Raw genomic sequence first — 19,088 nt, 5'->3', positions numbered from 1 at the left:
GGCCTGACGACCATCGCCGTCAGGCCTCGAATCGTGGAGAGGCGAAAGAAGCGGATCAGCCGACTTCAGCGATCAGCTCGATTTCCACGCAAGCCCCCATCGGCACCTGCGCCACGCCGAAGGCGCTGCGTGCATGCGCGCCCTTTTCAGGACCGAAGACTTCGGCAAAAAACTCGCTCGCGCCGTTGGTCACCAGATGCTGTTCGGTGAAGGTGCCGACCGAGTTGACCAGGCTCATCACCTTGACGATGCGCTTGACCTTGTTGAGGTCGCCCACGGCCGCATGCAGCGTGCCGAGCAGGTCGATGGCGATGGCGCGTGCGGCCTGCTTGCCTTCTTCGGTGCTGATGTTGGCGCCGAGCTGGCCGGCCCAGACCTTGCCGTCCTTCTTCGCGATATGGCCCGAGAGAAAAACGAGGTTGCCGGTCTGCACGAAGGGCACGTAGGCGGCTGCGGGGGCGGAGACCGGGGGCAGGGTGATGCCGAGGCTGGAAAGTTTGTCGTAAACGCTCATGGAGACTCCTTGTCTTGGGAAGGCGATTGTGTCCGGGTTTGCGGCAGGCCCTCGATCACTTCCCCCACTGGCTGCACGGTCACGCCGACCCGCAGCGTGTGCCTTGCGCCGCCATGGAGTACGCCGCGCATCGGCGACACGTCGGAGTAGTCGCGGCCGATGGCGAGCGTGACATAGTCTTCTCCCGGCTGGCGGCCGTTGGTGGGGTCGAAATCGGCCCATCCGCCTGGACTGCCGACGCCCTCGGGGCCGTCGCCGGGCAGGTACACCGACACCCAGGCGTGCGAGGCGTCTGCGCCCACCAGCCGGGGCTGGCCGGGCGGCGGCTGCGTCAGCAGATAGCCGCTCACGTAGCGCGCGGGCAGGCCCATGGTGCGAAAGCACGCGATCATGATGTGGGCGAAGTCCTGGCACACGCCCTTGCGCTGCGCGAGGGCCTCGACGGCGGGGGTGTTGATCTCGGTGCTGTCGGCGTCGTACGCGAAGTCTTCGTACATACGCTCGGTGAGGTCCATCGCCACGTCGAAGGTGGGGCGGCCGGGCACGAAGCTGGCGCGCGCATAGGCCGTGAAATCGTCGTGGCGCGGCACGTAGGGCGAGGGAAAGACGAACTCCGAGGCTGCATCGAAGGTGGCGTCCTTGCGGAAGCGGAAGCGCTCGCGCACGCTCTCCCAGGGCAGCTCGCGCGCCACGGTGGCGGGCAGCACGGGCACCGAGGTTTCGACCACGCTCTCGGCCGTGACGACGAGCCGGTCGTGCGTGGCCTCCAGCGCGAAGAAGGCGCGCGTGTTGCCGTACAGGTCGGCCACCTCGCTGCGCTGCGCGGGCGCCGGCTCGATGGCGAGCCTGTGGCTCACGAGCCGCTGCGAATCGGTGGCCAGCGGCTTCAGGTGGGCGAGGTGCTGCGCCGTCTCGACCGGCGGCGAGTACTCGTAGCGCGTTTCGTGGGTGACGTGAAGCAGCATGGTGAACGGGCCTACTTCGACTCGGCGCCGAAGTGCGAAGCGTAGATCTTGGCGTAGGTGCCGTCGGCCCGGATGCCTTCGAGGCCCTGGTTGATCCTGGCCAGCAACTCGGCGTTGCCCTTCTTCACGGCAATGCCGTACTTCTCGACCGGAAAGCTCGCGTCGCTCACCGTCTTGAAGCCGCCCGCGGTGTTGTTGGCGATGTAGTGAACCACCACGCCGTTGTCGGCCACCACGGCCTGCACGCCGCCGGCTTCGAGCTCCTTGAGCGCGAGCGGCGTCGATTCGAATCGCTTGATGGCGGTGCTCGACTTGCCCAGCAGCTTGCCCACGACCTCGTCGCCGGTGGTACCGTTCTGCACGCCGACTTTCAGGGTCTTGATGTCATCGAACTTCGTGACGGGCGAGTCGTTCTTCACGGCGATGAGTTGCCTCGCGTCGAAATACGACTGCGAGAAATCCATCGTCTGGCGGCGCTCGTCAGTGATCGTGATGGCCGACACCAGCAGGTCGCGGTCGCCTTGGTCGAGCGCGTTGAAGATGCCTTCCCATGGCGTGTTGACGAACTTCACCTCGATGCCGGCCTTCTGCGCGACCGCCTTCACCACATCGATGTCGAAGCCCACGATCTCGCCCTTGTCGTTCTGCGACTCGAAGGGCGTGTAGGCGGCGTCGGTGCCGACCACGAGCACGCGGGCGGCGGCCGGTGGGGGCGGTGCGCTGGCTGCGGCGGGCGCGGCCGGCTCCTGCTTGCTGCAGGCCGCGATGGCGAGCGCCGCGAGCAGACCGGCAGTGGTGAGTGCGAAGCGTCGATTGATGGCGATGCCTGACATGGAAATGCCTCCTTGGAACTGTCTTTGTCTGGGAATCAAGCTCCGACCGAGCGCAGCGATTCGGATGTCAGCGTGAAGTAGCGTGTGCCGATCGCATCGGACACATGGTAGGCGGCTGTCTCGCAGTTGGCGAGCAGCTCGACGAGGGCCGGGTAGTTGGCCTCGGGCCCCGCGGCGCAGAGGTGTTCGAGCGTCCAACTGGCCGGGTCAGGCAGCTCGTACGACAGCGCGGTCAGCTTGCCGGGCGCGCTGCCGGCCAGCCGTGCGATGCGCCCGCGCAGGGTCTGCGTGACCCATGCGAGCGAGCGCGGGTTCTCGGCGTCGAGCACCAGCAGGTCGACCATGGTGGCGACGTCGCGGCGCTGCTGGTAGCGGGCGTGGAAGGTGATGGTGCTGTCGAACAGCGCCACCATTGCCTCGAAGCCGCTCACCTCGTGCACGGCGCCGTTGTCGAAGCCGGCCTCCAGCGCGTTCGACAAGAAGCCCAGGCGCTCGATATGGCGGCCGATGGACAGCAGCCGCCAGGCGTCGTCGCGCGTCATGCGGTCGGTCTGCGCGCCGGTCATGGCGGCCAGCGCTGTGCTGGCGGATTCGAGGGCGCGCAACGCGGCACTGCTGGCAAAGCTGCCCTCGCCAGCCTGCTCGGCCGCGCGGCGCAGGAAGTCGGTCTCGGCGCGCACGATCTGGTTCCAGTTGTCCTGCGACAGGCGCTCGCGCACGGCGGCGGCCGCTTGCCGGATACACATCAGGCTGAAACCCACGCTGCCGCCGCGCTCCACATCGCCCAGTTCGGCGATGAGCGCGCGTTCGAACACGCGGCGCGATTGCGGCGCGCTCGGCACTTCGGCCGGCACCAGTGCATTTCGCAGCGCCATGCGGTGCAGCCATTCGAGCAACGGGCGCGAGGACTGGTCTTCGCTGCCCAGCAAGTTGAGCGTGAGGCGCGCAAGGCGCACGGCGTTCTCGGCACGCTCGGTGTAGCGGCCGAGCCAGAACATGTTCTCCGCGGCGCGGCTGGTAACGGGCGCGCGGTGCCGCGCGAGCGAGGCCGGCGTGGCGTGCGGCTGCAGCAGCGTGGTGCGGTCGACCTCGCCGTGGGTCTGCACCCACACGTCGGCGCTGCTGCCGCCCCGTTGCATCGACGCGATCTGCGCATCGGGCCCCGCAAGCCGGGCCAGGCCGCCGGGCAGCACGCGCCACGACTGCGCGCCGTCGCTCACCGCGAACACGCGCAGCAGTACTGCGCGCGGCGCGATGTGGCCCGGGCCCATGTCGTTGGCCCAGGTGGGCATCTGCGACAGCGGCTGGTAGCCCTGCACGGTGTGCACGTCGCCCTCGCGCACGATGCGGCCGGCCCATTCGTCGAGCTCGCGCCGGCCGAGCTGGCTGCCGAGCACGGCGTCGAAGCTGGCGCGGCCGTCGAAGCCGGGGTAGGTGGGCTTGATGGCGCAGTCGGCCAGTTGGGGCAGCACCGATTCGAGCGCGGCGCGTTCGCCGCACCACCAGGTGGGCAGCGCGGGCAGCTTGAGTTTTTCGCCGATCAGTCGGCGCGCCAGCCCCGGCAAAAAGCCGAGCAGCGCGGGCGATTCGAGGAACGCCGAGCCTGGCATGTTGGCCACCAGCACGTTGCCGGCGCGAATGGCCTGCAGCAGGCCGGGCACGCCGAGTGTGGAGTCGGGGCGCAGCTCCAGCGGGTCGAGGAACTGGTCGTCGAGCCGCTTGATGAGGCCGTGCACCGGGCGCAGGCCCTGCAGCGTCTTGAGGTACAGCCGCTGGTCGCGCACCGTGAGGTCGCTGCCTTCGACCAGCGTGATGCCCAGGTAGCGCGCAAGGTACGCGTGCTCGAAATAGGTTTCGTTGTACGGGCCGGGCGTGAGAAGCGCGATGTGCGGCGGAACGCCGGCCGGGCACATGCGCTGCAGGCCTTCCATCATGGCGCTGTAGGTGGCGGCCAGGCGCTGCACGTGCAGCGCCTCGAAGGCTTGCGGAAACTGCCGCGTGATGGCGAGGCGGTTTTCAAGCAGGTAGCCCAGGCCCGAGGGCGCCTGCGTGCGCTGCGAGACCACCCACCAGTTGCCGTCGGGACCGCGCGCGAGGTCGAAGGCGGTGATGTGCAGCCAGGTGTCGCCCGGCGGCTTCACGCCGTGCAGCGCGCGCAGGTAGCCGGGGTGGCCGCGCACCAGCGCCGGGGGAATGAGCCCTTCGGCCAGCAACTGCTGCGGGCCGTAGACGTCGGCCATCACGCGGTCGAGCACGCGCACGCGCTGCAGCACGCCGGCCTCGATCTGGCTCCAGCTTTCGGGCGAGACGATCAGCGGGAACAGGTCGAGCGACCAAGGCCGCTGCGGGCCATTGGCGTCGGCGTACACGTTGTAGGTGACGCCGTTGTCGCGGATCTGCCGCTCGAGGCTGGCCGCGCGCCGGGGCAGGTCGTTGAAGCCGCTCGGGCCGAGTTGTTCGAAGAAGGCGTTCCAGGCGGGCGTGAGCGGCGGTTGTTCGCCGGAGGGCCCCTGTGTCTGCGTCTGCGATTGAGACTGCGACGACTGCGATTGGGACTGCGACTGCCCAGCGGCCGGTGGCCGTTCGCCCGCGGCGTCGTACAGCAGCGGGGCGGGCGCAGGGGCTGGCGCAGCCCCCGGCACTGGTCGCACAGGCGCTACCGCCGTGGCCTGCCCACGCAGTTCGTCGAAATGGCCGGGCAGGGCCGGCGGGGCGAGCGCCGACGCCAGGGCCGCTGGAAACTCCAGTGCCTGGGCGTCGAACAGGGATTCGTTCAAAGGTTCCACAGGAGGGGGATTGTCACACTGCCTTCACGGGTATCCGTTTGGGCAGCGTGCTAAATGTCCCCTTATCGCCGCAGATCCAGCGTGAACGGGAATTCGCGGCTGCCCGGCAGCTCGATGGTCGCCGGGGGCGTGCGCATGAGTCCGGGCGTGTGGCCGGTGCGGGTGAAGCGCGAATGGCGGCGGCTTTCCGCCTCGTAGGCGTTGACCGGGAAGGTGTCGTAATTGCGCCCGCCCGGGTGGGCGACGAAGTACTGGCAGCCGCCCAGCGAGCGCTTCATCCAGGTGTCGACCAGGTCGAAGGTCAGCGGCGCGTGGGCCGGGATGCTCGGGTGCAGGGCCGAAGGCGGGTTCCAGGCCTTGTAGCGCACGCCGGCCACGAACTCGCCGACCACGCCGGTGGGCTGCAGCGGCAGCACCTTGCCGTTGACGGTGATGACGTGGCGGCTTTCGTTCAGGCCGGTCACGCGCACTTCGATGCGTTCGAGCGACGAATCGACGTAGCGCACCGTGCCGCCGGCCGAGCCTTCCTCGCCCATCACGTGCCAGGGTTCGAGCGCGTTGCGCAGCGAGAGCTCCACGCCCATCGCCTGCATCTGGCCCACCAGCGGGAAGCGGAACTCGAAGTGCGGCGCGAACCAGTCGGCATCGAAGGCGAAGCCGGCCTGGCGCATCTCGCTGATGACGTCGTCGAAGTCCATCTTGACGAAGGTCGGCAGCAGGAAGCGGTCGTGCAGCTCGGTGCCCCAGCGGGTAACGGGCGCCTTGTAGGGCTCGTCCCAGAAGCGGGCTACCAGCGCGCGAATGAGCAGTTGCTGCGCGATGCTCATGCGCGCATGCGGCGGCATTTCAAAAGCGCGCAGCTCCAGCAGGCCGAGGCGGCCGGTGCTCGAGTCGGGCGAGTAGAGCTTGTCGATGCAGAACTCGCTGCGGTGCGTGTTGCCCGACACGTCGATCAGGATGTTGCGCAGCGTGCGGTCGACCAGCCAGGCCGGCATGTTCTGGCCGTAGATCTCGCGGTTCTTGGCGATCTCTTTCAGGGCAATTTCCAGCTCGTAGACCTGGTCGTTGCGGGCCTCGTCCACCCGCGGCGCCTGGCTCGTCGGGCCGATGAACATGCCTGAGAACAGATAGCTCAGCGACGGATGGTTGTGCCAGTAGAGCAGCAGGCTGGCCAGCAGCTCGGGCCGGCGCAGGAACGGGCTGTCGGCGGGCGTGGCGCCGCCCATCACGAAGTGGTTGCCGCCGCCGGTGCCGGTGTGGCGGCCGTCGGTCATGAACTTCTCGGCCGACAGGCGGGTTTCGAACGCGGCGTTGTAGAGAAACTCGGTGTGGTCGACCAGTTCCTTCCAGTTGTGGGCCGGGTGGATGTTGACTTCGATCACGCCCGGGTCGGGCGTGACGGCCAGCATCTTCAGGCGCGGGTCGCGCGGCGGCGGGTAGCCTTCCATCACGATGCGCACGCCCAGGTCGCGCGCGGTGGCTTCGACTGCTGCGACCAGGTCGAGATAGTCCTCCAGGCGCGCGAGCGGCGGCATGAAGACGTAGAGCACGCCCGATGCATTGCCCTTTTTCTCGGCGGAGGGGCCGTTGGCGCGGCGTGGGTCGCGCACTTCGACGCACAGCGCGGTGCGCGTGACCCAGTGGGCTGATTCGCCGCGCAGCGGCTGGCGGGTGGTCGATTTGTCGGTGGACTCATCGGCCGCTGCTGCTGCTGCTGCCGTATCGCCGCTCGCCGCATCACCGGGGCTTTGCATGCGTAGCGACGCAGGCACCACTGGCGGCGTGCCGAAGGTGTAGGGCACGTCGCCGAGGCCTGCAGCACCGGCCACACCCGTGCTGTAGCGCGCACGGTAGTCGGCCGCGCTAGGCAGGGTGCCGCGTGGGGCGGTCGGGTCGCGCTCGATCAGGTAGGGGTAGTCGCCCTTGCTGGCCCACGGCTGCGAGTCGAGCGGCAGGCGGTAGCCCATGGGCGAGTCGCCCGGGATCAGGTAGAGCCGGTCGTCGCGCAGGAACCAGGGGCCGGTCTTCCAGGCCGGCCCTGCGAGCGCGGGGGCGTCGCCGTCCGCATTGCCGGGCTCGATGGGCAGCATGTAGCCGATCACCGCGTCGAGCTTCTGCGTGAACACGCGGCGCAGGCGCACGCGTTCGAGTTCGTCGTCGAGCTTCGACTCGAAGGGGTCGACGTTCACCGGCAGGCGGCGTTCGCGCCAGAGGTAGTAGTAGATGTCTTCGTAGCCGGGCTGGATGTAGCGCTCGGTCAGGCCGAGCTTGTGGGCCAGCACGGTGGTGAAGCGGCGCGCGTCTTCGCTGGTGTAGTGCGTGGGGAAGCGCTCGTCGGCAAACAGCTCGGGGTCGTGCCACAGCGTCTGGCCGTCGGCGCGCCAGAAGATCGACAGTGCCCAGCGCGGCAGTTGCTCGCCTGGGTACCACTTGCCCTGGCCGAAATGCAGGAAGCCGCCCTTGCCGTACTCGGCGCGCAGCTTGTGCACGAGCTCGGTGGCGTAGCCGCGCTTCGTGGGGCCGAGGGCGTCGGTGTTCCATTCGGGCGCGTCGCGGTCGCTGGTGGCCACGTAGGTCGGCTCGCCGCCCATGGTGAGGCGCACGTCGCCGGCCTTCAGGCGCGCGTCGACTGCGTCGCCCAGGGCCAGCACCTCGGCCCACTGCTCTTCGGTGTAGGGCTTGGTGACGCGCGGCGATTCGTAGATGCGCGTGACCTTCATCTCATGGCCGAACTCGACCTCGGATTCGTCGACCCCGCCCTCGATGGGCGCCGCGCTCGAAGGCGTGGGCGTGCAGGCCAGCGGAATGTGGCCTTCACCGGCCAGCAGGCCCGAGGTGGCGTCAAGGCCGATCCAGCCGGCGCCGGGCAGGAACACCTCGCACCAGGCGTGCAGGTCGGTGAAGTCGACCGTGGTGCCGCTCGGGCCGTCGAGCGCCTTCACGTCGGGCGTGAGCTGGATCAGATAGCCCGAGACGAAGCGCGCGGCCAGCCCGCAGTGGCGCAGCAACTGCACCAGCAGCCAGCCCGAGTCGCGGCAGGAGCCACTGCCGCTGGTGAGCGTTTCTTCCGGCGTCTGCACGCCGGGCTCCATGCGGATCAGGTAGTTGACGTCTTGCTGGACCTGCTGGTTGATGCCGACCAGGAAGTCGATGGTGCGCTGCTCCTTGCGATCGATCTTGTCGAGGTAGGCCTGCAGCAGCGGCGTGGGTGCTTCGGTGACGAGGTAGGGCGCGAGCTCTTCGGCCTGCGAGGCCGTGTACTTGAACGGAAAGTTCTCGGCCTGCGGCTCGAGGAAGAAGTCGAAGGGGTTGTAGACCGCCATCTCGACGACGAGGTCGACCGTGACCTTGAATTCGCGCGTCTTCTCGGGGAACACGAGCCGCGCCTGGTAGTTGGCGAACGGGTCCTGCATCCAGTTGACGAAGTGCTCGGCCGGCTCGACCCGCAGCGAATACGAGATGACGTTGCTGCGGCAATGCGGCGCGGGACGCAAGCGCACGACCTGTGGGCCCAACTGCACCAGGCGGTCGTATTTGTAGTGGGTGACGTGGTGGAGAGCGGCGTGAATGGACATGCGTTTTTGTGTGCAGTACTGCGAGATTGCATCGAAAAGATGTCTCTTGTGAGACGCATACTAGCCCAGATGCCAAGCAATTAACGCGCCACTGAGCGTGACTTTGGGGAGGGTTTGCATCATGGGTTCGGGAGTTTTTCGTTGACGCCGTTTCGTGCGTCTGGCGGTGCCATGGGTGGAGCGGGGGCGTTCGTGGCGCTGGGTGGCTCGCTGCTGGGAGCGGCCTTGCAGTTGCAGCAGGCGGTGCTTTGGCCGGCGTGGGCCTACGCCGGCTTGCTGTTCGTGGCAGTGGCCGGCCTGTGTTGGCGACGCATGCCGGGCAGGGGCCTGATGCTCATCGCCTTGCTATGCGGCGCTATGGCCGGCGCAGGGCTCGCGGGATGGCGCGCGGCGGTCTATGCGAGCGGCGCGCTCGACCCGGCGCTCGAAGGGCGCGACCTGCAGGTCACGGGCGTTGTGTCGGAGATGCCACAGCGCAACGAAGCTGGAACGCAGTTCCGCCTGGATGTCGAGTCCGCGGGCTGGGCCGATCCGGACGCACAGGGACAACCCGCCGTACCCGATCGCATTGCACTCGGCTGGTATGCCGAAGGCTCGAGCCTGTGGAGCCGGGCGTCCCAAAGCCGCGCGCCCTTGACCAGCACCGTCGGCCCCCTGCACGCCGGCGAGCGATGGCGACTGACGGTGCGTCTGAAGGCGCCGCACGGCAGCCGCAATCCCCATGGCTTCGACAGCGAACTCTGGATGTGGGAGCAGGGCCTGCATGCCAGCGGCTATGTGCGAACCGGTGCGCGCGATGCGGCGCCCATGCTGGTGGCAAGCACGTGGCGGCATCCCATCGAGCGCGCACGAGAAGCCGTACGCGACGGCGTCTTCGAACGCGTGCCCGACCGCGCCCAGGCGGGCGTGATCGCAGCCCTGGTCACTGGCGACCAGAGCGCCATCGACCGCTCTGGCTGGGACGTGTTCCGCGCGACGGGCGTGGCGCACCTGATGTCGATCTCCGGCCTCCACGTCACGATGTTTGCCTGGCTGGCCGCGCACATCGTCGGCCTGCTCTGGCGACGCAGCACGCGGCTGATGCTGCGCTTGCCCGCGCAACGGGCAGCGCTTGTCGGTGGCGTGCTGCTGGCCACGCTCTACGCGCTCTTCAGCGGCTGGGGCGTGCCCTCGCAGCGCACGGTGTGGATGCTGGCGACGGTCGCGTTGCTGCGCCTCACGGGCCGGCGCTGGCCTTGGCCGCACGTGTGGCTGCTGACGGCTGCGGTGGTGGTCGCGCTCGATCCGTGGGCCCTGATGCAGGCCGGCTTCTGGCTGAGCTTCGTGGCGGTGGGTGTGCTGTTCGCCACGGACGCTGCGGTGCCGGGCGAGCGGAAGACCGGCGCGTCTTTCCGTCTGTTGCAGTTCTTTCGCGAGCAATGGGTCATCACGCTGGCGATCACGCCGTTGAGCCTGCTGCTGTTCCAGCAGGTGTCACTGATCGGCCTGCTGGCCAATGCGGTGGCGATCCCCTGGGTCACGCTTGTGATCACGCCGCTGGCCATGCTGGGCGTGGCCGTGGCGCCGCTGTGGGACCTCGCAGCCCGGGCCGTGCAGGTGCTGACGCTGCTGCTGCAATGGCTGGCCGGGCTGCCGTATGCCACGCTGTCGATGGCCGCGCCGCCTTTGTGGATGGCCGCTTGCGGCGTGGCAGGCGGCGCATTGCTGGCCATGCGGCTGTCCTGGTCGCTGCGTGCCCTCGGCATTCCGCTGCTGCTGCCGGTGCTGCTGTGGCAGGCGCCCCGGCCGGCGACCGGCGAATTCGAGCTGCTCGCCGCCGACATCGGCCAGGGCAACGCGGTGCTCGTGCGCACTGCCACGCACAGCCTGCTTTACGACGCCGGCCCGCGCTACAGCCTCGAAAGCGATGCCGGCCATCGTGTGCTCGTGCCGCTGCTGCGGGCCTATGGTGAGCGCCTCGACACGCTGATGCTGAGCCACCGCGACACCGACCACACCGGCGGTGCGCCCGCGGTGCTCGCGATGCAGCCGCGGGCCGAGCTGCTGAGTTCCCTCGAAGCCACGCATCCGCTGCAGGCGACGCTGGCGGCACGGCGTTGCGAGGCGGGGCAGGCCTGGACCTGGGACGGCGTGCGCTTCGAGGTGCTGCATCCGTTCGACACCGACTACCGCAGCTTCACCAAGCCCAATGCCGTCTCGTGCGTGCTGCGTATAGGCAACGGGCGCGCAGCGGCGCTGCTGGCCGGCGATATCGAGCGGCTGCAGGAAACCGCGCTCGTCGTGCGCACACCGCAGCTGCTGCGGGCCGACGTGCTGCTGGCGCCGCACCATGGCAGCAAGACTTCGTCGAGCCCGGCCTTCCTCGATGCGGTGCAGCCGAGCATCGCCTTTGTCCAGGCGGGGTATCGCAACCGCTTCGGCCACCCGGCGCAGGAGGTGGCGGCGCGCTACCGGGACCGCGGCGTGCGGCTGGTCGAAAACGCTCGCTGCGGCGCCGCGCACTGGACCAGCACACGCCCCGCCGACGTGGCCTGCGAGCGCGAGCGCCACGCGCGGTACTGGCAGCACAGCCCTGAAATCGTGAACTAATTGTCAAAAGTAGCCCAAAAGGCCACTTGTCAGCGTGCTCGTACTGGCGTCCCATGCGTTGTATCGTTTGGCTACAACTCAGAAGAGGGGACAGTATGGACAACCGTCAAGGCCTTCGGTGGGACCTGTTTTCCGGGCATACGCCGTGACGGCCGCTGTTCCGGCCATCACCAGCACGAGCGCCGCGGCTGCGCCCGGCGCGCGGCTCAAGATGCACCGCGAAGGCCCGGTGCTGGTGCTGACGCTGAGCAACCCCGCGGCGCGCAATGCGCTCAATCCGTCGGTCTATCGCGCGGCCGCCAAGGCGATGCGCGCCACCTCGGGCTTTCGCACCGTGCGCGCCATCGTGCTGTGCGGGGAGGGCGACCATTTCAGCGGCGGCGGCGACCTGCGGCGCCTGGCGCGACAACGCAAGCTGCCGGCCGCCGAACAGCATGGCCACATCGATGCGCTGCACGAATGGATCATGGCGATCCAGGAGGCACCCCAGCCCGTCATTGCCGCCGTCGAGGGCGCGGCCATGGGCGGAGGCTTTTCGCTGTGCCTGGCCTGCGACCTGATCGTGGCCGCGGAAGATGCGAAGTTCGCCATGTCCTATGTGAATGTCGGCCTCACGCCTGACGGCGGCGGCACCGATTCGCTGGTGCGCGCGCTGCCGCCGCAGGCCGCCCTCGAAATGCTGCTCGACGGCACGCCCAGCACCGCGAAGCGGCTGCACGAACTGGGCGTGGTCAACAAGGTCGTGCCCCACGGGGAAGCCGGCGCCACCGCGCTTGCCTGGGCGCAGCAGCTCGCGCGCGGCCCGTTCGAGGTGCAGGCGCGCATCAAGCAGCTCGTGTATTCGGCGCGCGGGCGCAGCCGGCGTGAGCAGCTCGACGCCGAGCGCGAATCCTTCCTGGCCAGTCTCTACAGCGACGAGAGCGGGGAGCGCATCAAGGGATTTCTCTCGCCCCGCAAGAGGCAGGCGGCCAGCGAGGAAGGGCCTGAGCGCTGAGCGAAGAAAAAGTCTTCCGGCCCGTCTCCGGCCTTGGCATAAGGGGTTCTACTGGCCCTGAACTTGCTAAGCTATAGCTCAAGGAGATTGGTCGTTCCATGCACAAATTTGACGAGATGTATGAGCAGTTGCCCTATGCGGGGGCTGCAATCCGACAGCACTACAAGCGCTACGACCAATGGCTCGCGAAGCAACCCGGTGAGGTGATGCGTTCGCGGCGCGAAGAGGCGGAATTGATTTTCCGCCGGGTCGGCATCACCTTCGCGGTGTATGGCGCCAAGGACGAGGACGGCTCCGGCACCGAGCGGCTCATCCCGTTCGACCTGCTGCCTCGAATCATTCCCGCCCACGAGTGGGACAGCATGGAAAAGGGGCTGGTGCAGCGCGTCACGGCGCTCAACCGCTTTCTTCACGATGTCTACCATGACCAGGAAATCATCAAGGCCGGCATCATCCCGGCCGAGCAGATCCTGAACAACGCCCAGTTCCGCCCCGAGATGATGGGCGTGAACGTGCCGCACAACGTTTATTCGAACATCTCGGGCATCGACATCGTGCGTGCCCCCGATGCCGACGGCAACGGCGAGTACTACGTGCTCGAAGACAACCTGCGCGTGCCCAGCGGCGTGAGCTACATGCTCGAAAACCGCAAGATGATGATGCGGCTTTTCCCCGAGCTGTTCAACCAGAACCGCATCGCGCCGGTCGCGCATTACCCCGACCTGCTGCTCGAAACGCTGCGCGCCAGCGCGCCGCCGGCCACGGCCGAGCCCACGGTGGTGGTGCTCACGCCCGGCATGTACAACAGCGCCTACTTCGAGCATGCCTTCCTCGCCCAGCAGATGGGTGTGGAACTGGTCGAGGGCCAGGACCTGTTCGTCAAGGACAACTTCGTCTACATGCGTACCACGCGCGGACCGCGGCGCGTCGACGTCATCTACCGCCGCGTGGACGACGACTTCCTCGACCCCGAGGTGTTCCGCCCCACGTCCACGCTCGGTACCGCCGGCCTGATGCGCGCCTACCGCGAAGGCAACGTCGTCATCTGCAATGCAGTGGGCACCGGCGTGGCCGACGACAAGTCGATCTACCCCTACGTGCCGAAGATGGTCGAGTTCTACCTCGGCGAAAAGCCGATCCTGAAGAACGTGCCCACCTACATGTGCCGCAACAAGGACGAGCTGCAATACACGCTCGACAACATGAAGGACCTGGTCGTCAAGGAAGTGCACGGCGCCGGCGGCTACGGCATGCTGATCGGCCCGGCCGCCACGCAGGCCGAGATCGAAGATTTCAAGAAGGCCGTGATCGCCAAGCCTGACGGCTACATCGCCCAGCCCACGCTGAGCCTGTCGACCTCGCCCACCTTCGTCGACGCCGGCATCGCGCCGCGCCACATCGACCTGCGCCCCTTCGTGCTCTCGGGCAGCGAGGTGCAGATGGTGCCCGGCGGCCTCACGCGCGTGGCGCTGAAAGAAGGCTCGCTGGTGGTCAACTCGTCGCAGGGCGGCGGCACCAAGGACACCTGGATTCTCGAAGCCGACCGCGCGCCCAAGCCCAAGGCGGCGCCCGCGCAGTCGCAAAGCCAATCGTAGTAGGAGCACAACCGATGCTGTCTCGCACCGCCGACCATCTCTACTGGATGTCCCGCTACACCGAGCGCGCCGAGAACACGGCGCGCATGCTGGACGTCAACTACCAGACCTCCCTGCTGCCGCAGTCCGCCGAAGTGGCCAAGTACGGCTGGCAGGGCGTGTTGTCCATCAGCGAGCTGCTGCCCTGGTACAACAAGAAGTACGACCAGATCACGCCCCACGACGTGATGGAGTTCATGGTCAAGGACGAGAGCAACGCCTCGTCGATCGTCTCCTGCCTGAAGGCCGCTCGCGAGAACGCACGCGCCGTGCGCGGCGCGCTCACCACCGAAGCCTGGGAAACGCAGAACACTACCTGGCTCGAAGTCAACCGCATGCTGCGCGCGGGCGATTTCGAACGCGACCCGGGCCAGTTCTTCGAGTGGGTCAAGTTCCGCTCGCACCTGTCGCGCGGCGTCACGCTGGGCACCATGCTGCAGGACGAGGCCTTCTACTTCTCGCGCCTGGGCACCTTCCTGGAACGCGCCGACAACACCGCGCGCCTGGTGGACGTGAAGTTCCACGCGCTGAACAGCGAGTTCTTCGGCGCCGCCACCGAGGAAGACCAGGAGTACGACTTCTATCACTGGAGCGCGATCCTGCGCAGCGTCTCGGCCTTCGAGGTCTACCGCAAGGTGTACCGCGACGTGATCAAGCCCGAGCGCGTGGCCGAGCTGCTGATTCTTCGCGCCGACATGCCGCGCTCGCTGCACGCGAGCCTGGTCGAGGTGGTGAACAACCTCGCGAAGGTGCAGAACGAACAGAGCGCCGAAACGCAGCGCCGCGCTGGCAAGCTGCTGGCCGACCTGCAATACGCGCGGGTCGACGAGATCCTCGCGACCGGCCTGCATGCTTACCTCACGCAGTTCCTCGACCGCGTGAACGAGTTGGGTGGGCGCATCAGTCAGGACTTCCTGGTTCCTGCGCACTGAGGCTGACCGAACGAGGCTGGCGCCGACCGCGCCGCCAGCCTCAGAGCTTGTGCGTCGACAGCAGGATGCTCGTCTCGGTGCTCGAAATGCCTTCGATCTGCCGGATGGCGTTGAGCACCTTGTCGAAGGCTTCGAGCGAGTCGGCGCGCAGTTCGGCCATCAGGTCCCAGCGGCCGTTGGTCGAGTGCAGGGCCACGACGTTGGGGTGACCGCGAAGCACTTGGCTCACGCGTTCGGCGCGGTGCCCCTCGATCTCGATGCTCATGATCGCGCGGATGCGGTGCACCTCCGCTTCGGGCTTCAGCCGCACGGTGTAGCCGACGATGGTTCCGTCGTTCTCCAGCCTGGCAATCCGGTTCTGCACGGTCGCCCGCGCCACGCGGAGCTTCTGGGCCAGTGCCACCACCGGCATGCGCGCGTCGTCGCGCAGCAGGGCAATGAGTTGTCGGTCGATGTCGTCCATTGCCATTTGTCAAATTGCTGATCAGATCGAGCGAAATGTAAGGTTCAAGCGCTAACTTGACAAGTTGGAGGGTTCAATCTGGCACGTCTCCCCGGAACAATCGAAAGACGGCTGCGCGATGCGGCCGGACCGTTCAGGAGACCCCCATGACCCGCTTCATCGACGTTCCCGCCATGTCCCGCCTCGTGCAGGAGATCGGCGTGGCCCCCTTCATCGGCGCATTGGCCGACACCATCCGGGAAGACTTCATTCGCTGGCCTGATTTCGACAAATCGGCCCGCGTGGCAAACCACTCGGACATTGGCGTCATCGAGCTGATGCCTGTGTCGAACGCCTCGCGCTATGCCTTCAAGTACGTCAACGGCCATCCGGCCAACACCGGCCGCGGCCTCTACACGGTGATGGCCTTCGGCGTGCTCGCCGATGTCGAGACCGGCTACCCCGTGCTGCTGTCTGAACTGACCCTTGCCACTGCGCTGCGCACCAGCGCTACCTCGCTGATGGCGGCGCGCGCATTGGCGCGGCCCGGCGCCCGCCGCATGGCGCTCATCGGCAACGGCGCGCAGAGCGAATTCCAGGCATTGGCCTTTCACTGTCACTTGGGCATCGAGGAAATTGCCGTGTACGACATCGACGCCCACGCCACCGACAAGCTGGTGCGCAACCTCTCGGCCTTTCCGTCGCTCAAGATCATTCGTGCCGGCTCCACGGCGCAGGCCGTGCGCGGCGCCGACATCGTGACGACCGTGACTGCCGACAAGGCCTGCGCCACCATCATCACGCCGGACATGATCGAGCCGGGCATGCACCTGAACGCTGTCGGTGGCGATTGCCCAGGCAAAACCGAACTGCATGCCGACGTGCTGCGCGGCGCGCGCGTGTTCGTCGAATACGAGCCGCAGACGCGCATCGAGGGCGACATCCAGCAGTTGCCGAAAGACTCCCCCGTGGTCGACCTGTGGCGCGTGCTGGCCGGCATGGCAGCGGGGCGCGAAAGCGCCGAACAGGTCACGGTGTTCGATTCGGTCGGCTTCGCGCTGGAGGACTACGCCACCTTGCGCTATGTGCACGAACAGGCCGAGCGCCGCAACCTTGGCGTGGACGTCGAACTGGTGCCCCGGGCCGATGACCCGAAGGACCTGTTTCGCCACACGCGCAGCGGCGCCTCGCGTGCGGTCATCCGAAGGGTGGCTTGATGATGCCGGCCGCGATCCGCTCCGTTCAGGCGCCGGCCGCCGTGGTCATGGTCCGTCCGCACAGGTTCACGCCGAATCCGGAGACTGCTGCCGACAACGCGTTCCAGACCGCAGCCGCCAAGGAGGCCGCGCAGGCCGTGGCCGATGCCGCCTATCGCGAGGTGACTGCAGCCGTCGAGCGGCTCGAAGCCGAAGGCGTGCGCGTGCATCTGTTCGAAGACCGGGGAGAGCACGACACGCCGGACTCGGTCTTTCCCAACAACTGGTTCTCTACCCATCCGGGCGGGCATGTCGCCATCTACCCGATGCATTCGCCGAGCCGCCGCCGCGAGCGCCGCGCCGACGTGATCGAGATGCTCAAGGCCAACTACCGGGTGCAGGACGTCATCGACTATTCCGGCCTCGAGCACGACGGCCTGTTTCTCGAAGGCACCGGCGCGATGGTGCTCGACCACCTGGCGCGCGTGGCCTACACCGCACGCTCCAACCGGGCCGATGCGGTGGCGCTGGAGCGTTTCAGCACGCATTTCAATTTCGAGCCGATGCTGGTGGACACGGCCGATGAAGCCGGCCGGCCGATCTATCACACCAATGTGCTGATGTGCGTGGCCACGGCGTTTGCGTTGGTCGGCTTCGACATGATCCCGGATGCGCGTCGTGCGGCCGAGGTGCGCGCCCGGCTGGAGGAATCGGGGCGCGAGGTCATTGCGCTCACTGCAGGGCAGATCGCCGAGTTCGCAGGCAATGCAATCGAGCTGTCAGGCCGCGATGGCCGCGTGCTCGCGCTGTCGCAGCGCGCCTGCAACAGCCTGAGCAGCCAGCAGAAGGCTGTCATCGAACGGTCCGCGCGGCTGGTTCCGCTGCCGGTTCCGACCATCGAGATGGCGGGCGGATCGGTGCGCTGCATGATCGCCGGCATTCATCTGTCGCCCCGGCACGGCTAGCGCGAGAAGGATTCGACGGCCACTGGAATCGTGGGCGCCTGCCAGCGGTAGGCATCCTGCAGCACATCGCGTTCTGGCTTCTGCCCGTTCCACTGGATGTGCAGCAGGTCCATCAGCGTCCAGCCCGACCAGTCTGCGCGAAACGATTGTTGCTGCGCCGCGGCCGACGGCAGCGGCTGCTGGTTGCGCCACACCACGGCCGGAATGCGATAGCCCGAGGCGGTCGCCGGGCTGTGCCCCGCGCGGTCGCTGACGTGGCCTACTTCCTGCCCGTGGTCCGACAGGTACATCCACGCGCGGTAGTCGCCCGGCTTGCCCGCGCTGCGCGTCTGCTGCAGCAGCTCTGATACGACGAAGTCGTGATACAGCAGCGCGGCGTCGTATTCCTGGCGGAAGCGGCGCACCCAGGCCGAGCGGCCGTCTTTCACGAGGCCGTTCTCCACCGCATCCACATCGTCGTCGAAGGGGTTGGCGTTGGCTGGAAAGCGCAGGCTGTAGTGCGGATGCGCTCCCATCAAATGGACCACGATCAGCTTGCGGTCGGTGCTCGTATCGGCCAGCGCCTCCTGCATGCAGTCGAGGATCTCTCCGTCCAGCGAGGCGCTGGCGCGGCCGGGCGTGCGGTTGACCATGTCGACCACATCGGCGAGGCGCGCATGCTGCTGCTCGATGGCGAGGTCGTCGTGGTTGCTGATCCACCAGACCTTGTAGCCGGCGGCGCGCGCCAGGGCCAGAAGATGCGGCGGGTTCTCGCTCTCGGGCAGGCCGAAGTGGAACATGTTGCGCAGCGCGGGCAGGGTGCTTGCGTCGACGGACCAGGCGTTCTTCAGCACCGCCATCTGGTCGCCGGTCTGCGCCTTGTGCGCCAGCAGGCGCGGCGTGGTCGGGCGGCCGTAGCCATACAGCGCCATGTTGTCGCGGTTGATGCTGTCGGTGATGACCAGCACCACAGTGGAAGGGCCAGCCTGCGATATCACTGGCGCGATGCCTTTGGCCTGCGCCATCAGACGGTCGCGCTGCTTCTGCTGGTCGCCCCAGGCGGTGCGCAGCGTGTGAACGGAATCTGCCCACTGCGTCCAGAAGATCGCGGGATGCAGCCGGCGCCAGGGCTTGCTTGCGTAGGCCACGCATGCGACGAGAAGCAGCAGTGCGACAAGCGCCACGACCCATCGAGCAGGCCGTGCTGATGCAGTCGCCGCATCGGCTACAGCGCCGCGCCGCGCGAACATGCCCACGAGCACGCCCGCCACGACCAGCGCGGCACACCACACCGCAGCCGAGCGCCAATGCATCCACAGGTATTCGGAGCCCTCGCGCGCATTGGTGTTGGCCGCTGCGCCCAGCACCATCGCGCCGTCGGGCGCGGCCTGGTAGGCGTCGAGCAGATAGGCGCGCACCGCGCCGTCGAGCGCGAAGCCCATGGCCCAGAGCCAGACCAGCAGCGTGCGCATGCGCCGCATCCGCGCGCTGCGCAACGGCCAGGCAAGCCACAGCACCATCGGCATTGCCAGCACCGCGAGCTGCGCCATGCGGCGGCCGTCATGGCCCAGCGCGATGAGCGCCAGCAGCGTTGCGCCCACCACGCCGCAGGCGAGCAGCGCGTTGCGCGACGGAGAAACTTCGTTGGTTGGAGTGGTCAAGCAGGCAGCGCGGCAGGTCGGGG

Annotated in this window: 13 protein-coding genes; 6 read left to right on the top strand and 7 right to left on the bottom strand. The window is 67.7% G+C overall.

Translation table 11 applies throughout. The features are described from left to right. Nucleotides 1–55: 55 nt before the first annotated feature. From ACSFCA_RS13525 to ACSFCA_RS13505, 5 genes are all read right to left on the bottom strand, one after another. Nucleotides 56–514 (bottom strand): RidA family protein, encoded by a 459-nt coding sequence (locus tag ACSFCA_RS13525; RefSeq protein WP_093080114.1) that lies wholly within the window; start codon nt 512–514, stop codon nt 56–58. Next, a complete protein-coding gene (locus ACSFCA_RS13520; RefSeq protein ID WP_435459857.1) occupies nt 511–1,479 on the bottom strand; it encodes a transglutaminase family protein in 969 nt (322 codons plus the stop codon). Before ACSFCA_RS13520 ends, ACSFCA_RS13525 begins: the two co-directional genes overlap by 4 nt. Nucleotides 1,480–1,490: 11 nt before the next feature. Beyond that, complete coding sequence (locus ACSFCA_RS13515) at nt 1,491–2,312, bottom strand: basic amino acid ABC transporter substrate-binding protein (protein WP_435459856.1); 822 nt, start codon at nt 2,310–2,312, stop codon at nt 1,491–1,493. Nucleotides 2,313–2,347: 35 nt separating this feature from the next. After that, nucleotides 2,348–5,098: a circularly permuted type 2 ATP-grasp protein gene (locus ACSFCA_RS13510; RefSeq protein ID WP_435459855.1), complete on the bottom strand. Its 2,751-nt coding sequence runs from the start codon at nt 5,096–5,098 to the stop codon at nt 2,348–2,350. Between the two features lie 62 nt (nt 5,099–5,160). Further along, nucleotides 5,161–8,673, bottom strand: a complete 3,513-nt coding sequence (locus ACSFCA_RS13505) for a transglutaminase family protein (protein WP_435459854.1) — start codon at nt 8,671–8,673, stop codon at nt 5,161–5,163. 171 nt (nt 8,674–8,844) lie between these two features. Here ACSFCA_RS13505 and ACSFCA_RS13500 point away from each other — a divergent pair, with 171 nt between their 5' ends. The 4 genes from ACSFCA_RS13500 to ACSFCA_RS13485 all read left to right on the top strand — a co-directional run bounded on the left by ACSFCA_RS13500 (nt 8,845) and on the right by ACSFCA_RS13485 (nt 14,822). Continuing rightward, the gene (locus ACSFCA_RS13500; protein ID WP_435460197.1) at nt 8,845–11,262 is read left to right on the top strand and encodes a DNA internalization-related competence protein ComEC/Rec2; all 2,418 of its coding nucleotides are present in this window, start codon (nt 8,845–8,847) and stop codon (nt 11,260–11,262) included. A 145-nt stretch (nt 11,263–11,407) separates the two neighbouring features. Further along, on the top strand, nt 11,408–12,256 hold the full coding sequence (locus ACSFCA_RS13495) for an oxepin-CoA hydrolase, alternative type (RefSeq protein WP_258354039.1): 849 nt from the start codon (nt 11,408–11,410) through the stop codon (nt 12,254–12,256). 98 nt (nt 12,257–12,354) lie between these two features. Beyond that, nucleotides 12,355–13,851, top strand: a complete 1,497-nt coding sequence (locus ACSFCA_RS13490; RefSeq protein ID WP_093050814.1) for a circularly permuted type 2 ATP-grasp protein — start codon at nt 12,355–12,357, stop codon at nt 13,849–13,851. Between the two features lie 14 nt (nt 13,852–13,865). After that, nucleotides 13,866–14,822, top strand: a complete 957-nt coding sequence (locus ACSFCA_RS13485) for an alpha-E domain-containing protein (protein ID WP_093050811.1) — start codon at nt 13,866–13,868, stop codon at nt 14,820–14,822. 40 nt (nt 14,823–14,862) lie between these two features. On the opposite strand, the gene ACSFCA_RS13480 is transcribed toward ACSFCA_RS13485, so the two are convergent. After that, a complete protein-coding gene (locus ACSFCA_RS13480) occupies nt 14,863–15,285 on the bottom strand; it encodes an Lrp/AsnC family transcriptional regulator (RefSeq protein ID WP_435460196.1) in 423 nt (140 codons plus the stop codon). Nucleotides 15,286–15,431: 146 nt separating this feature from the next. Here ACSFCA_RS13480 and ACSFCA_RS13475 point away from each other — a divergent pair, with 146 nt between their 5' ends. Both ACSFCA_RS13475 and ctlX read left to right on the top strand, forming a co-directional pair. After that, a complete protein-coding gene (locus tag ACSFCA_RS13475; protein WP_435459853.1) occupies nt 15,432–16,481 on the top strand; it encodes an ornithine cyclodeaminase in 1,050 nt (349 codons plus the stop codon). Further along, nucleotides 16,481–17,425, top strand: a complete 945-nt coding sequence (ctlX, locus tag ACSFCA_RS13470) for a citrulline utilization hydrolase CtlX (RefSeq protein ID WP_435460195.1) — start codon at nt 16,481–16,483, stop codon at nt 17,423–17,425. The genes ACSFCA_RS13475 and ctlX overlap by 1 nt, the downstream gene beginning before the upstream one ends. Here ctlX and ACSFCA_RS13465 read toward each other — a convergent pair. Further along, entirely contained in the window at nt 17,422–19,065 is a 1,644-nt protein-coding gene (locus ACSFCA_RS13465; RefSeq protein ID WP_435459852.1) for a phosphoethanolamine transferase, read from the bottom strand. The genes ctlX and ACSFCA_RS13465 overlap by 4 nt on opposite strands. Nucleotides 19,066–19,088: the final 23 nt, after the last annotated feature.

It is taken from the genome of Variovorax multivorans, assembly GCF_051216835.1.
Taxonomy (GTDB): Bacteria; Pseudomonadota; Gammaproteobacteria; order Burkholderiales; family Burkholderiaceae_C; genus Variovorax.
The sequence above is the reverse complement of the archived record's forward strand: the minus strand, read 5'-3'. Positions and strand labels throughout refer to the sequence as shown.